This is a genomic window from Rahnella laticis (assembly GCF_015644585.1).
Taxonomy (GTDB): Bacteria; Pseudomonadota; Gammaproteobacteria; order Enterobacterales; family Enterobacteriaceae; genus Rahnella; species Rahnella laticis.
On record NZ_JADOBI010000005.1, the window covers coordinates 361,741 to 375,716 of the forward strand.

The 13,976-nt window shown below is 51.3% G+C and carries 13 protein-coding genes; 7 read left to right on the plus strand and 6 right to left on the minus strand.

Features of this window, described 5'->3' with window-relative positions:
• Nucleotides 1-161 precede the first annotated feature (161 nt).
• Nucleotides 162-1,031: a fructosamine kinase family protein gene (locus IV433_RS13585; RefSeq protein ID WP_195814429.1), complete on the plus strand. Its 870-nt coding sequence runs from the start codon at nucleotides 162-164 to the stop codon at nucleotides 1,029-1,031.
• A 106-nt stretch (nucleotides 1,032-1,137) separates the two neighbouring features.
• On the opposite strand, the gene IV433_RS13590 is transcribed toward IV433_RS13585, so the two are convergent.
• Nucleotides 1,138-1,689: a YniB family protein gene (locus IV433_RS13590; RefSeq protein ID WP_195814428.1), complete on the minus strand. Its 552-nt coding sequence runs from the start codon at nucleotides 1,687-1,689 to the stop codon at nucleotides 1,138-1,140.
• A gap of 206 nt (nucleotides 1,690-1,895) precedes the next feature.
• Between IV433_RS13590 and hxpB the strand changes: the two genes are divergently transcribed.
• From hxpB to IV433_RS13615, 5 genes are all read left to right on the plus strand, one after another.
• Complete coding sequence (gene hxpB, locus IV433_RS13595) at nucleotides 1,896-2,561, plus strand: hexitol phosphatase HxpB (protein ID WP_195814427.1); 666 nt, start codon at nucleotides 1,896-1,898, stop codon at nucleotides 2,559-2,561.
• Nucleotides 2,562-2,869: 308 nt separating this feature from the next.
• Complete coding sequence (gene kduI, locus IV433_RS13600; RefSeq protein ID WP_195814426.1) at nucleotides 2,870-3,706, plus strand: 5-dehydro-4-deoxy-D-glucuronate isomerase; 837 nt, start codon at nucleotides 2,870-2,872, stop codon at nucleotides 3,704-3,706.
• Between the two features lie 77 nt (nucleotides 3,707-3,783).
• Nucleotides 3,784-4,545, plus strand: coding sequence for a 2-dehydro-3-deoxy-D-gluconate 5-dehydrogenase KduD (gene kduD, locus IV433_RS13605; RefSeq protein WP_195814425.1), 762 nt, complete (start codon nucleotides 3,784-3,786; stop codon nucleotides 4,543-4,545).
• Nucleotides 4,546-4,697: 152 nt separating this feature from the next.
• Entirely contained in the window at nucleotides 4,698-5,255 is a 558-nt protein-coding gene (locus tag IV433_RS13610; RefSeq protein WP_195814424.1) for a metal-dependent hydrolase, read from the plus strand.
• 182 nt (nucleotides 5,256-5,437) lie between these two features.
• Nucleotides 5,438-6,829, plus strand: a complete 1,392-nt coding sequence (locus tag IV433_RS13615) for an L-cystine transporter (protein WP_195814423.1) — start codon at nucleotides 5,438-5,440, stop codon at nucleotides 6,827-6,829.
• A gap of 74 nt (nucleotides 6,830-6,903) precedes the next feature.
• Here IV433_RS13615 and kdgR read toward each other — a convergent pair whose 3' ends face one another.
• A complete protein-coding gene (gene kdgR / locus IV433_RS13620; RefSeq protein WP_195814422.1) occupies nucleotides 6,904-7,695 on the minus strand; it encodes a DNA-binding transcriptional regulator KdgR in 792 nt (263 codons plus the stop codon).
• Between the two features lie 239 nt (nucleotides 7,696-7,934).
• On the opposite strand from kdgR, the gene IV433_RS13625 reads away from it, so the two are divergent.
• Nucleotides 7,935-9,332: an MFS transporter gene (locus IV433_RS13625; protein WP_195814421.1), complete on the plus strand. Its 1,398-nt coding sequence runs from the start codon at nucleotides 7,935-7,937 to the stop codon at nucleotides 9,330-9,332.
• 63 nt (nucleotides 9,333-9,395) lie between these two features.
• On the opposite strand, the gene htpX is transcribed toward IV433_RS13625, so the two are convergent.
• The 4 genes from htpX to IV433_RS13645 form a co-directional block, all read right to left on the minus strand.
• Nucleotides 9,396-10,274: a protease HtpX gene (gene htpX / locus IV433_RS13630; RefSeq protein WP_152325681.1), complete on the minus strand. Its 879-nt coding sequence runs from the start codon at nucleotides 10,272-10,274 to the stop codon at nucleotides 9,396-9,398.
• Between the two features lie 283 nt (nucleotides 10,275-10,557).
• Nucleotides 10,558-12,630 (minus strand): carboxy terminal-processing peptidase, encoded by a 2,073-nt coding sequence (prc, locus tag IV433_RS13635; protein ID WP_195814420.1) that lies wholly within the window; start codon nucleotides 12,628-12,630, stop codon nucleotides 10,558-10,560.
• Nucleotides 12,631-12,649: 19 nt separating this feature from the next.
• Nucleotides 12,650-13,339 (minus strand): RNA chaperone ProQ, encoded by a 690-nt coding sequence (proQ, locus tag IV433_RS13640; protein ID WP_015697850.1) that lies wholly within the window; start codon nucleotides 13,337-13,339, stop codon nucleotides 12,650-12,652.
• Nucleotides 13,340-13,434: 95 nt separating this feature from the next.
• Entirely contained in the window at nucleotides 13,435-13,932 is a 498-nt protein-coding gene (locus tag IV433_RS13645; protein WP_152325678.1) for a GAF domain-containing protein, read from the minus strand.
• Between the last annotated feature and the right edge of the window lie 44 nt (nucleotides 13,933-13,976).

The window sequence follows — 13,976 nt, forward strand, 5'->3', positions numbered from 1 at the left end:
CTGAAATTAACAGATTCATTGATTACACTCTCAGTTCAGCCACGTCGCAATACGCATAAATTAACAGCATCATCTGATTCAGCCGTGCGCGGGATCGGGTTTTTGAACCACAAAAAACGCTAACTTAATGAATTATCGGGCCAGTCAGAAGGGGTGATACCATGTGGCAAGCCGTCAATCGTTTGTTGAGTGAACACCTGGGCAGTGCTGAAATCCGCGAACGTGTTGAACTGCCGGGAGGAGAAATTCACCCGGCCTGGCGGTTGAGCTACGGTGACAGGGATGTATTCGTGAAGTGCAATGCGCGCGAAATGCTCCCTATTTTCGCGGCTGAAGCCGATCAGCTCGCCCTGCTTGCCCGAAGTCAGACGGTTCGCGTACCTGAGGTTTATGGTGTTGGCAGCGATCGTGACTACAGTTTCCTGTTGCTGGAATATATCCCGCAAAAGCCTCTGGATGCCCATAACGCCTACATTTTAGGGCAGCAACTTGCCGCGTTACATCAGTGGAGCGAGCAACTGCAATTCGGTCTTGATTTCGATAATGAGCTGGCGACCTTGCCGCAACCCAACAGCTGGCAGCGGCGCTGGGCGACATTCTTTGCCGAACAGCGTATCGGCTGGCAGTTGCAACTGGCGGCGGAAAAAGGAATGACGTTCGGCAATATCGAAGATATCACTGCAATGGTTCATGCCCGCTTACAGAACCACCAGCCTCAGCCTTCTTTACTCCACGGCGATTTATGGCCGCACAACTGTGGCCTTTCCGAACACGGACCGGTCATTTTCGATCCCGCCTGTTACTGGGGCGACAGGGAATGCGATCTGGCGATGCTTCCGCTGTATCCTAATGTTCCGCCACAATTATATGACGGTTATCAGAGCAAAACGCCGCTTCCGGATGACTTCATTTCCAGGCAACCCATCTACCAGTTATATTACCTGCTAAATCGCAGCAATTTATTCGGAGGGCAGCATCTCGTCGTTGCCCAGCGCGCTATCGAAAGGCTTCTCCACGACGATATTAATTAGCCTGATAAATTTTTTTATGCATAAACAAATAAGGCCTGAATAATAAAAATATTCAGGCCTTATTTATGAGAAAGACAAGTCAGATGTTACAAAAAGTAATCTCAGTTCAACCTGCAATTAAACCTAATAATTTCAAAACGAAATAGGCAACGACTGCAATAACGATGGGCAGGATATAGAGCGGGAAATACTGCACCAGGATTGTATGTCTCGGGATGACAATCCGTTCTTCAATTTGTGGTCGTGTACGCCCTTCCGCGCCTTTCGCCTGTTCGAGGATCAGCTGATCCTGAATGCCTTCACGGATATGTTTCACCTGACGGGACATTCTTGCGCCGGATGCCTGTAACGCCAGACCGACAAAAATCAGCCAGTAGATAATAAAGAACACGATGTTGGCGGTGGTGACGCCCTGCCCCAAAGCGGGAACGGGGGAGTTGTACCAGAAAACGTTAAGAAACGAGGTGTTGAACTTCACCATATCAACCATCACGTGGACGAAATCCAGCATAACGGCATTGATGCCCTGCTCAGTTTTAGTGTGTTCGTTAATAAAATTAAGCAATGAAATCAGTGTTGAAAGCAGCGCAGGGATAAAAATAATCCATCCTGCAATCCGTTTAATCACTGCCACGCGTCCGGCTTGTTGGTACGTCATGAATTCCCCTTGTTAGGACACCTAAAGCAACACGTAAGTTTACCCACAGAAAGTATTTTGCGCCCAATGTTTTAATCAGTTACTGGCGATGCTTGCCTGAAACAGCGCTTATGTCGGTTTTCCTGACCGTTCCTGTATCGGATTTCACCCTCAGAACCGGCGGTGTTAGAGTAAAGCGTCAATTCACTTTTACGGAGTCCGCTTTCATGGCTTATGTTCGCCCTGTTAATGCAGCAATTTTCGATATGGATGGTCTGTTAATTGATTCTGAACCACTTTGGGTTCAGGCAGAACTGGACGTTTTCGGTAGCCTGGGCGTCGATATTACCCAGCGACATTTACTGCCGGATACGCTGGGGTTGCGCGTCGATCAGGTGGTCAGAATGTGGTATCAAACGCTGCCATGGCAGGGGCCCACACAGGACGAAGTGTCTAAAATGATCATCGCGCGCACCATCGAACTGGTGGAACAAACGCGCCCTTTGCTGCCGGGTGTGAACCAGGCACTTGAGCTGTGTCGTGACAGCGGGCTGAAGATTGGCCTCGCGTCTGCTTCTCCTTTATTCATGCTCAGGGCGGTTCTTGAAATGTTCAACCTGCAATCCTATTTTCAGGTGATCACTTCGGCAGAAAACCTGCCTTACAGTAAACCGCACCCCGAAGTTTATCTGCTTGCCGCCGGAGAGTTGCAGGTTGATCCCCTGAACTGCGTCACGCTCGAAGACTCTTTCAACGGGATGATTGCCACGAAAGCCGCACGCATGCGCTCGATTGTTGTTCCCGCCAGTGAGTATCGCGAAGATCCACGTTGGGCGCTGGCCGACACCAGGCTCGCGACCCTTGAAGCTTTAGTGCCTGCACATATCCTCTGAGACATCTTCCCGGGTAAGCCGGCGCAGAAACACACCCCGCTTCTGCGCCGTTCCCTGCTTCAGCCTGACTTCGCATTTTCCCTGCCACATTTCCCCGAACAGCGTTTAATTTCGCGAACCTTGAACTGCCTCATAAAATAAATAAAACGTTATTTCATTTTTATTGAATTAACATGCCAATGAACCTATGCTGCGTTTCACAAGGACGAGCCGGGAGCTCTCCTGCTTCTGTACGCTGTCACTGCCACGCAACGGTCAGACTCGCCCGGCACGTCCTCCTTTATTGCAATCCTATGAGAGGCACCGACATGCAAGTTCGTCAAAGCATTCACAGCGACCACGCCAAAACGCTGGATACCGCAGAATTACGCCGCGAATTCCTCATTGAGAAAATCTTCGAGAAAAACGCCTATACCATGACCTACAGCCATATCGACCGCATTATCGTCGGCGGCGTGATGCCAGTAGAAAAGTCGGTTTCGGTAGGCGACGAAGTTGGTAAACAACTCGGCGTGAGCTATTTCCTCGAACGCCGCGAGCTGGGCGTGATCAACATCGGTGGGCCGGGGCTCATTGTGGTTGACGGAACAACTTATGAGATTGGCCATGAAGAAGCGTTGTACGTCGGCAAAGGCGCGAAGCACGTTGAATTCAGCAGCGTTGATGCCGTAAAACCCGCCAAGTTCTACTACAACAGCGCCCCTGCACACACGACGTTCCCCAACAAAAAAATCACGCTGGCCGAAGCGTCTCCTCAAACTATTGGCGATGCGGCCACCAGCAACCGCCGCACCATCAATAAATTTATCGTGCCTGACGTTTTAGAAACCTGCCAGCTGACGATGGGATTGACGAAACTCGAAGAAGGCAGCCTGTGGAACACCATGCCTTGCCATACCCACGAGCGCCGTATGGAAGTGTATTTCTACTTCAATATGGAAGAAGAAACCGCCGTGTTTCACATGATGGGGCAGCCACAGGAAACGCGTCATTTACTCGTTCATAACGAACAGGCCGTCATTTCGCCGAGCTGGTCAATTCATTCCGGTGTAGGCACGAAAAACTATACCTTCATCTGGGGAATGGTCGGCGAAAACCAGGTATTTGACGACATGGATCACGTCAAAGTCAGCGAACTGCGTTAACCCTTGTGCTCTGCTGCACGGCGGCGGAGCAAATCATCCTTTAATGGCGAACGTGCCGTGCAAAAGAGACTTTAAATATGATCCTCAATGCATTTGAGTTAAGCGGCAAAGTCGCAATCGTGACCGGTTGTAACACCGGGCTGGGCCAGGGTATGGCGCTGGGGCTGGCACAAGCCGGTTGCGATATCGTAGGTATTAACGTTTCGGCGCCAAACGAAACAGCCGAAAAAATCACGGCGACCGGCCGCCGTTTCCTCGATCTTCGCGCTGACCTGAGCAGCATTACGGGCATTCCCGAACTCATCGAAAAAGCGGTCAGCGATTTTGGTCATATCGATATTCTGGTGAACAACGCCGGTATCATTCGCCGGGAAGATGCTATCGAGTTCAGCGAGAAGAACTGGGACGACGTGATGAACGTGAACAGCAAGACGCTGTTCTTCATGTCTCAGGCTGTGGCTAAACAGTTCATTAAACAGGGTACTGGCGGCAAGATTATTAACATTGCTTCCATGCTTTCCTATCAGGGCGGCATTCGCGTTCCTTCTTATACGGCATCAAAAAGTGCCGTCATGGGCATCACCCGGCTGATGGCGAATGAATGGGCGAAACACAACGTCAATGTTAACGCCATTGCACCGGGTTATATGGCGACCAACAACACTGAACAACTTCGTGCCGATGAAGACCGCAGCAAAGAAATTCTTGATCGCATCCCCGCCGGACGCTGGGGTTTGCCGGAAGATGTCATGGGCCCCGTGGTGTTTCTGGCGTCGAAAGCCTCGGATTACGTTAACGGTTATACAATTGCCGTTGATGGCGGATGGCTGGCGCGATAATAGCCCAATAAGTGACAGCAAAAAGGCGTATTTTTGTACGCCTTTTTCTTTTTTATCATATCGTTGACAATTAGTTACAGGGTGTCTCTTCCAAGATTGTGACAGTTTCACTTATACTGGATAAAATAACAGTTATCCAGTTCGGACGCGTCATGACGGCGGAAGGCCACCTCATTTTTTCAATTGCCTGTGCAGTATTTGCGAAAAAGGCACAGCTTTCTCCGGAACTGGCGCACGGTGACTGGTGGCATATTATTGCTGGGTCACTGCTGACGTGCCTGCTGCCCGACATTGACCACCCAAAATCCCTGATTGGCCAGCGCCTGAAATGGATTTCCGCTCCGATCGCGCGGGCTTTCGGGCACCGCGGATTTACGCACAGCCTGCTTGCCGTCGCCGGAGGAATTTTTCTTCTGCGCACCCATTTCCCTCACGACTGGGTGATACCCATCGATGCCTTTCACGCCATGATTATCGGCTATCTGAGCCATATTCTGGCTGATATGCTGACGCCTGCCGGTGTTCCTTTATTGTGGCCCTGCCGCTGGCGTTTCCGTCTGCCCCTCATTAACAGCCAAAAAGGCAATCAGCTGGAGCGGACATTGTGCCTGATGCTGGTCGGGCTCACCCTTTTCTGGCCGGACTGGACGCCCATTATTGGAGCAATTAATCCCGATATTTTTAACCATATTCTAAAACTCTTCATCTGAGCAGCACAAAAACCCGGCTATCTGGCGCAATTTAATACGAATAGAGCGGAAAAGTTATAACGCATTCCTTTTGGATATAAATGATCGGGCACCCAACTGATATTCTTCACCCCAATGCTATGGGATGGTGCAATCCCTTCCGGGAACACCCGTTTTAAAAAATTATAAGTTTGGAGTCTGGTATGAATTTTCCGCTCGTGATTAACGTAGTGGTTTTCGTTGCCCTCCTTTTGCTGCTGGCGCAAACCCGTCATAAGCAATGGAGTCTGGCAAAAAAAGTTTTAGCAGGTCTGGCACTTGGTGTGGTATTCGGTCTGGCGCTGCAACTGATTTATGGTTCCGACGATCCGGTTCTTAAAACGTCAATTACCTGGTTCAATATTGTCGGCAACGGGTACGTTCAGTTGCTGCAAATGATTGTGATGCCGCTGGTCTTCGTGTCAATTCTGAGTGCAGTGGCGAAATTACATAATGCCTCTTCGCTGGGTAAAATCAGCTTCCTGACTATCGGCACTCTGCTGCTGACAACGCTTATCGCCTCTCTGGTGGGGATTTTCGTTACCGGCCTGTTCGGCCTGACGGCAGACGGCCTGGTACAGGGGACGCAGGAAACCGCGCGTCTGACCGCTATCCAGTCCAACTATGTGGGCAAAGTCGCTGACCTGAGCGTTCCTCAGCTGATTCTTTCCTTTATTCCTAAAAACCCGTTTGCCGATCTGACCGGTGCAAGTCCGACGTCCATCATCAGCGTGGTGATTTTCGCCGCCTTCGTTGGCGTTGCGGCACTTCAGCTGGTTAAAGATGATGCAGAGAAAGGCCCGCGTGTTCTGGCATTCATCGATACCCTGCAAGCCTGGGTGATGAAACTGGTTCGTCTGGTCATGAAACTGACCCCGTACGGTGTTCTGGCACTGATGACCAAAGTGGTTGCCGGTTCTAACATTCAGGACATCATCAAACTGGGCAGCTTCGTGGTGGCGTCTTACCTCGGTCTGGCCATCATGTTCATGATTCACGCTGTGCTGTTGTCTTTCACCGGCGTTAACCCGGCGAAATTCTTCCGTAAAGTCTGGCCGGTGCTGACCTTCGCGTTCACCAGCCGTTCCAGCGCTGCCACTATCCCGCTGAGCGTTGAAGCACAAACTCGTCGTCTGGGGATCCCTGAATCGATTGCCAGCTTCGCAGCATCCTTTGGCGCCACTATCGGCCAGAATGGTTGTGCCGGTTTGTATCCGACAATGCTGGCCGTCATGGTTGCGCCAACCGTGGGCATCAACCCGTTTGATCCGGTCTGGATTGCCACGCTGGTCGGGATTGTCACCCTGAGCTCCGCCGGTGTTGCCGGTGTGGGCGGCGGCGCGACTTTCGCAGCACTTATCGTGTTACCGGCCATGGGCCTGCCGGTTACCCTGGTTGCGCTGCTGATCTCCGTTGAGCCACTGATTGATATGGGCCGTACTGCCCTGAACGTAAGTGGTTCTATGACTGCCGGGACAATCACCAGCCAGCTGTTAAAACAGACAGACAAAGCGGTGATGGATTCTGAAGAAACCGCTGAACTGGCTCATCGCTGATCCCGGTTCGCTGAAAAACAAAAACCGAAGCCAAGGCTTCGGTTTTTTTATATCTGCATTATTTAAGCTGACACTCAGAACGGGTAGTCGTGAAAACCAATCTGCTCAGAAATGTTGCGCGCGGCGGTATGCAGCATTTCGACGTAGTGCGCTTTGCTTTCTTCTGAGAAACGGATAGTCGGGAACGAAATACTCAGACCCGCAATCACTACACCAAACCGGTCAAACACAGGAACCGCTATGCAACGAAGTCCCTGTTCCTGCTCTTCGTTATCTTCGCCGTAACCCTGCACGCGCACCTGATCAAGCGCAGTCTGCAAATCAGCCGCATTCATAATGGTGTTTTCAGTGCTGCGGGTAAATTCGATTTCCTGCAACAGCGCGCTGACTTCGGCTTTATCGCCCCAGGCCAGAAGCACTTTACCGATAGCCGTGGTGTGCAGCGGATTACGGCGACCAATGCGTGAATGCATGCGCAGGTTATACATCGAATCGATTTTATGGATGTAGACGATACCGTCTTCATCCAGCGCGCCCAGGTGGATCGTTTCGCGGGTCAGGCGGGACAGCTCACGCATCTGAATATCGGCACTGCGGATCAGATCCACATTTTGCAGCGCTTTCGCCCCTAACTCGAATAACTTCAGCGTGAGCGAATACTTTTCAGATTCCCCTTCCTGCGCCACGTATCCTAAAGATCTCATCGTCTGCAAAAAACGATAGACGGTACTTTTGGACATCATAACGCGCTGAGAAAGTTCAGTAATACCAATCTCCCGCTCTTCGCCCAGGGCCTGCAAAATGCCAAAAACTTTCAGAACGGAAGAAACAGAATCGGGTTGCTTATCAAGATCTGCGATAGCCATAGGATGAATTACCTGCTCGCGTGAGTTTTGTTTCAAAAAAAATAGAACGTAGTTTTTATTATAGTGGTAAGCATCGGCGAGAAGCAATCGACCCGATGCGTGAGAATGTAAGAACTGTTAAGCCAGTTTCAGAACTGAGAGATCAGTAAAAAATTCATTTCATCGTGTGACAATTGTCACTTTAACTTCATTAGCGTAGTAATATTCCCCTCTCTGATGACTACGCACTGACATAACTCATGACACTTACACCCAACGACGGGCTTCCCGTTCCACAACGCTACGGTGCGATCCTCGCAATCGCTCTGGGTATTACCGTTTCGGTGCTGGACGGCGCAATCGCGAATGTCGCGTTACCCACAATTGCCAATGATTTTCATGCCAGCCCGGCGGCCTCAATCTGGGTCGTGAATGCCTACCAGCTGGCAATCACCATTTCATTGCTCTCACTGGCGTCTCTCGGGGATATATTTGGCTATCGCCGCATCTATCAGACCGGCCTGTTGGTATTCAGCATTACGTCGCTCTTCTGCGCCCTTTCCGATTCGCTGCTGACGCTGACCGTCGCGCGCGTATTGCAGGGGTTCGGGGCAGCAGCGATCATGAGTGTGAATACCGCGCTGATACGCATTATTTATCCGCAACGTTTTCTGGGTCGGGGCGTGGGGATTAACGCGCTGATTGTTGCCGTTTCATCCGCCGCAGGACCAACGATTGCAGCGGGGATTTTGTCCGTCGCATCCTGGCAGTGGTTATTTGCGGTGAATGTCCCGATTGGTATTGTCGCGCTGATTCTGGGGCTGAAATTTCTTCCGGCCAACTCAACCCGCAGTCAGGGGCAGCGTTTTGATATCACCAGCAGCGTGATGAACGCGCTGACCTTTGGCCTGCTCATCAGTGCAATTAGCGGTTTCGCTCAGGGCCTGAACCATCTGCTGATTTTGGGCGAAGTGATCGCTCTTCTGGTTATTGGCTGGTTCTTTGTCCGCCGTCAGTTGTCGAAACCTTTCCCGTTGCTGCCGGTGGATTTGCTGCGCATTCCGATTTTCAGCCTGTCGCTGGGCACGTCGTTGTGTTCTTTCAGTGCACAAATGCTGGCGTTCGTTTCACTGCCCTTCTTCCTGCAAAATACGCTGGGGCTGAACTCTGTAGATACCGGTCTGCTGCTGACGCCGTGGCCGCTTGCAACGATGGTGATGGCACCGATCGCCGGGCGTCTGGTCGAGCGTTTCCATCCGGGGATGCTGGGTGGTATCGGGTTGATTGTCTTTTCATTCGGGCTGTTTTCGCTCTCACTGCTGCCGCCAGAACCTACGCATCTGAACATTATCTGGCGCATGTTGCTGTGCGGCGCGGGCTTTGGTTTATTCCAGTCTCCGAACAATCACACCATCATCAGTTCCGCACCGCGTAACCGCAGCGGTGGCGCCAGCGGATTGCTGGGAACGGCACGACTTTTAGGCCAGACGACCGGTGCAGCAATGGTTGCCCTGATGTTTAACCTGTTCCCGTCACACGGGACACATGCCTCGTTAATTCTGGCGGGGGCACTCGCCGGTGCGGGTGCGCTGGTCAGCCTGATGAGAATGACGCAAAAAACCAGCAGCCAGCAAGCCGCTGAGAGTTCCAAACCGTAAGTTCCGGAAAGTAAAATGCCTGGCATAAGCCAGGCATTTTTTTACACATAAACGAACGGACGTTTATTTGATGTACTGACCGCTGCGCAGCGCTTCGATACGTTTGTCCAGCGGCGGGTGAGACATAAACAGCTCACTGAAAGACTTCGATTTGCCGTTGATACAAAACGCCATCATGCTGCCTGCTTCCTGCGGTTCATGACTGGTTTTCAGACGCTGCAACGCAGCAATCATTTTCTCACGACCAACCAGTTTCGCTGAACCGGCATCCGCATAGAACTCGCGGTGACGCGAAAACCACATGGTGATAATGCTCGCCAGAATACCAAAGACCAGCTCAAGCACTGTTGCCACGGCAAAATAGATCATCGGATTGCCGTTACTTTCTTCGCCATCACGGTTTCCGGAAAGGAAACCAGAAGCCACCTGCGCAATCAGACGCGAAATGAAGATCACAAAGGTGTTCACGATCCCCTGAATCAGCGTCATGGTCACCATATCGCCGTTCGCAATGTGGCTGATTTCATGGGCGATAACCGCTTCGGCTTCGTCCTGATTCATGCTTTGCAACAAACCTGTGCTCACCGCTACCAGCGAAGCGTCACGGCGCGCACCGGTTGCGAAAGCATTAATATCTGGCGCGTGATAAATCGCGACCTGTGGCATGGCAATGCCTGCCTGCTGAGACTGGCGACGAACCGTTTCCATCAACCAGCGCTCAGTTTCATTTCGTGGCTGCTCAATAACTTCACCACCCACCGAACGCAACGCCATCCACTTCGACATCAGCAACGAGACAAAAGCACCACCGAAGCCAAACAGCCCGGCCATGATCATCAGCCCCGGCACGCTGCTGGACTGGATGCCCGTCAGGCTTAAGACCAGCCCAAAGACCAGCATAACCGCCAGGTTAGTCAGCAGGAACAACGCTATACGCATCATAAAATTTTACTTCCTCATTGTTACTTCGTTGTTATTGATTGAGTCACACCACCGGCACATAGCCTGCACGGCTGTACTGATCCTATGGGCTTCTTGCCCAGATTCAAGAGTCCCTGCCCGCTAAAGGCCTAAAATCACAATACTTTACATTTTGAAGCGTTTTATTTCACAACCGTCGCTGAAATCTATGGAGTTTCCGCGTCCCGGCAAGCTTTCCTGCCCGGTTTAGCGCATAAAAAAAGCGCACCGGAGTGCGCTTTTCATCTGACTACCGGGTGAAGAATTACTTCGCCGCGGTCTGGTTGCCCTGAGCTTTTTCCAGATTGCCCAAGTCAACGGCAATGTGGTCAGCTTCATCGAGATAAGGATCCGGCGCCACGTAATCTTTCGGCAAATCGTCGAGAGATTTCAGCGGTTTCTTACCTTCACGTTTGAAGCGTTCGTTCAGACGGCTCAGACGTAATGCATCGTCCTCTTTGTCCTCTTTATCACGCTGTGCGTAATTAAGGGAGGCGGTATCACGTTTGTCCTTCAGCGCTTTATAACGGGTGATATCCTGCTGGATGTACTGGAACTCAGGATCCTTCGCAATACGTGCTTCATGATCTTTCAGCAAATCAGGCAGGAACGGTTTCATGTCGCCCAATTTGGTGTAAGTCGCCGCGTTGATGCTATCCCACGGAAGCGCGTTATCTTCGAACTTCTCACCCGTTTCAATCGATTCAATACCGGTTGGCATCAGAATATCCGGGGTAACCCCTTTACGCTGAGTACTGCCGCCGTTGATACGATAGAATTTCTGGATTGTGTACTGCACAGAGCCCAGCGCAGGCCATTCCGGACGCAGCATCTGATCATAGATGCGGTTTAGTGAACGGTACTGCTGCACGGTCCCTTTACCGAAGGTCGGCTCACCGACAATCAGCGCACGGCCATAATCCTGCATTGCGGCGGCAAAGATTTCTGAAGCTGACGCACTGAAGCGGTCAACCAGAACCACCAGCGGGCCTTTGTAGTAGACGACGCCATCGGTATCGCTGTCCTGACGGATACGACCGTTGTTATCGCGAACCTGCACAACAGGGCCACTTGGGATAAACAAACCTGACAAAGAAACCGCTTCAGTCAGGGCACCGCCGCCGTTGGTACGGAGATCGATAACCAGGCTGTTGACGTTTTGCTTCGCCATTTTCTGTAGCTGGACTTTAACATCGTCCGTCAGCCCCACGTAGAAGCCCGGAATGTCCATCACGGCCACTTTTTGGTCGCCGACGTTTTTGATGGTCATTTTGACTGCGCGATCTTCCAGACGGATTTTTTCGCGTGTCAGGGTAATAACATGGTTTTTAGCATTTTTGCCCGCAGGCAGGATCTGCAGGCGTACTTTGCTACCTTTAGGTCCTTTGATGAGCGCGACGACATCATCAAGACGCCAGCCGATCACATCAACAATTGGGGTTTGCTTGCCGGCCTGAACCTGGCCCACACCCACAATACGGTCGCCAACCGCAATGGATTTGCTCTTGGCCGCCGGGCCTCCAGCTACCATTGAATTGATGACGGTATAATCATCGTCACCCTGCAAGACGGCGCCGATACCTTCCAGAGACAGGCTCATCTCGGTATTGAACTGCTCGGTGCTGCGGGGAGAGAGATAATTGGTGTGCGGGTCGATTTCATGCGCAAAGGCATTCATCACCAGCTGGAAAACATCTTCGCTGTTGCTCTGCGTCAGACGTTTCATCGCAAAATGATAACGTTTGGAGAGCACATCGCGGATTTCCTGATCGTTTTTGCCGGTCAGTTTGAGGTTCAGCTCGTCATATTTGACTTTCGCATCCCACAACTTATCCAGCTCAGCGCGGTCTTTCGGCCACGGTGCTTTACTGCGATCAAGCTCAATGGTGTCGTTGCCAGTGAAATCCATCGGACGCTCAAGCACTTTCAACGCGTAGTCATAGCGTTCAAAGCGACGTTTTTGCGCCAGATTGAATAAGGCATAAGGCGTGGTTAACTGACCGGATTTCAGTTCCTCACCCAAAGTGGCACGTTTATCAGTAAACTGCGCCACGTCGGAAGCCATGAGTACGTTATGGCCATAATCGAGCATGTTGAGGTAACGGTCGAAGATTTTCGCTGAGAAATCTGCATTAAGGTCGAACTGACGATAATGTGAACGGGTAAAGCGTGCGGTCACACGCTCGCTTACCGTTGCATCCTGCGGATCTTGCGTCAAATTAGGGAGTTGAGCGAGAGTCACCGGTGCACTCTCGTTCGCTGCAAAGCTGGTATTCACCAGCCCTGCCCCTGCCATTAACAGACCCGCGATAACGCTTAATCTGACAAATTTGTTCATGCCTGAGTTGGCCTCCGTATCAGAACTGCAAGTGTTCTGCGCGCACAATCATCGCCAGACCCGAAGAGAGCTGAACGCGAACACCGTCTTTGGCAATTTCCAAAACGGTTGCATCCATCGCACTCTTACCTGCTCTGACTTTGATTTCCTGGCCAATTTGCAGTTTTGAAATGTCTGTTACTGGCACCTGACGCGGTTCACGTTTTTCCTCACGCGGTGGGCGAGGTGTACGTGGTTTGCGATTTTCCTGACCAGCCACAGCTGCGGGCGCATTTTCACGACGCGGCGCAGGTTTTTTAGCGGCCGGACGTGGACGACGTGGCTCAGTGGTTTCACCGGCTTCACGACGTTTAGCCTGTTGTTCTGCACGTTGTGCCTGAACGCGGGCTTTTGCTTCTTCCAACTGTTTACGGGCATGTTCGACGTGCTGCTCTTCGAGAACGCCACATGAATTACCATCAAGGTCAACGCGTTCTGCGCCAACTTTAACGCCATACAGATAGCGCCAGCTTGAGGTATACAGACGCAGAGCAGAGCGTAACTGAGTTTTGCTCAGATTCTCTTCACCTTGCACGCGCTCGACCAAATCCGCAAAGATACCGATCTTTAATGGGCGTGCTTCGCCTTCGGCGGTAAAACAGAGCGGGAACCGCTCAGCCAAAAAGGCGATGACTTCTTTACTACTGTTCAACTTAGGTTGATTTTCCATGAAATTTCCTGATTACAACGGGTTTGCCAACCGGCGCAGGCATGAACAGGCGCCATTATAATGACGCCATTATTAAATGCCACGTTATCCGACGATCAACTTACGATCAGATTGACATATTTTTCAGCATCGCAGTTTTCGAGATGCTGGCAAAGCCCGCTGACCAACTCTGTCAGCCCCTGTTCATCGGCTTCATCGAAGCGCTGATAAACGGTGCTATCAATGTCTAATACGCCAATAACTGTGCCTTTCACCGTGATGGGAAGGACAATTTCGGCATTACTTGCAGCGTCACAGGCGATGTGGCCCGGGAAGGCATGAACATCACCAACACGCTGTACGGCATTTTCTGCAACAGCGGTACCGCAGACGCCTTTTCCTACCGGAATACGCACGCAGGCAATTTTACCCTGGAATGGCCCCAGCACCAGCGATGTGCCGTCCATCAGATAAAAACCTACCCAATTCACGCCGTCAAGACGCTCAAAAAGTAAGGCACTGGCGTTCGACAGAGTCGCAATAAAATTGTTTTCTCCGGCGATCAACGCGCTCAAATCACGTTTTAATTCCGTGTAGAATGCTTCTTTATTCATGTAGTAACCAATAATAACCTAAGGGCACTGAGCCGTTCTGGTGT

What these genes read in the sequence shown, in the direction of transcription:
- IV433_RS13585 (WP_195814429.1), top strand. Translation starts at nt 162, where the DNA reads ATGTGGCAAGCCGTCAATCGTTTGTTGAGTGAACACCTGGGCAGTGCT.
- IV433_RS13590 (WP_195814428.1), bottom strand. Translation starts at nt 1,689, where the DNA reads ATGACGTACCAACAAGCCGGACGCGTGGCAGTGATTAAACGGATTGCA.
- hxpB (WP_195814427.1), top strand. Translation starts at nt 1,896, where the DNA reads ATGGCTTATGTTCGCCCTGTTAATGCAGCAATTTTCGATATGGATGGT.
- kduI (WP_195814426.1), top strand. Translation starts at nt 2,870, where the DNA reads ATGCAAGTTCGTCAAAGCATTCACAGCGACCACGCCAAAACGCTGGAT.
- kduD (WP_195814425.1), top strand. Translation starts at nt 3,784, where the DNA reads ATGATCCTCAATGCATTTGAGTTAAGCGGCAAAGTCGCAATCGTGACC.
- IV433_RS13610 (WP_195814424.1), top strand. Translation starts at nt 4,698, where the DNA reads ATGACGGCGGAAGGCCACCTCATTTTTTCAATTGCCTGTGCAGTATTT.
- IV433_RS13615 (WP_195814423.1), top strand. Translation starts at nt 5,438, where the DNA reads ATGAATTTTCCGCTCGTGATTAACGTAGTGGTTTTCGTTGCCCTCCTT.
- kdgR (WP_195814422.1), bottom strand. Translation starts at nt 7,695, where the DNA reads ATGGCTATCGCAGATCTTGATAAGCAACCCGATTCTGTTTCTTCCGTT.
- IV433_RS13625 (WP_195814421.1), top strand. Translation starts at nt 7,935, where the DNA reads ATGACACTTACACCCAACGACGGGCTTCCCGTTCCACAACGCTACGGT.
- htpX (WP_152325681.1), bottom strand. Translation starts at nt 10,274, where the DNA reads ATGATGCGTATAGCGTTGTTCCTGCTGACTAACCTGGCGGTTATGCTG.
- prc (WP_195814420.1), bottom strand. Translation starts at nt 12,630, where the DNA reads ATGAACAAATTTGTCAGATTAAGCGTTATCGCGGGTCTGTTAATGGCA.
- proQ (WP_015697850.1), bottom strand. Translation starts at nt 13,339, where the DNA reads ATGGAAAATCAACCTAAGTTGAACAGTAGTAAAGAAGTCATCGCCTTT.
- IV433_RS13645 (WP_152325678.1), bottom strand. Translation starts at nt 13,932, where the DNA reads ATGAATAAAGAAGCATTCTACACGGAATTAAAACGTGATTTGAGCGCG.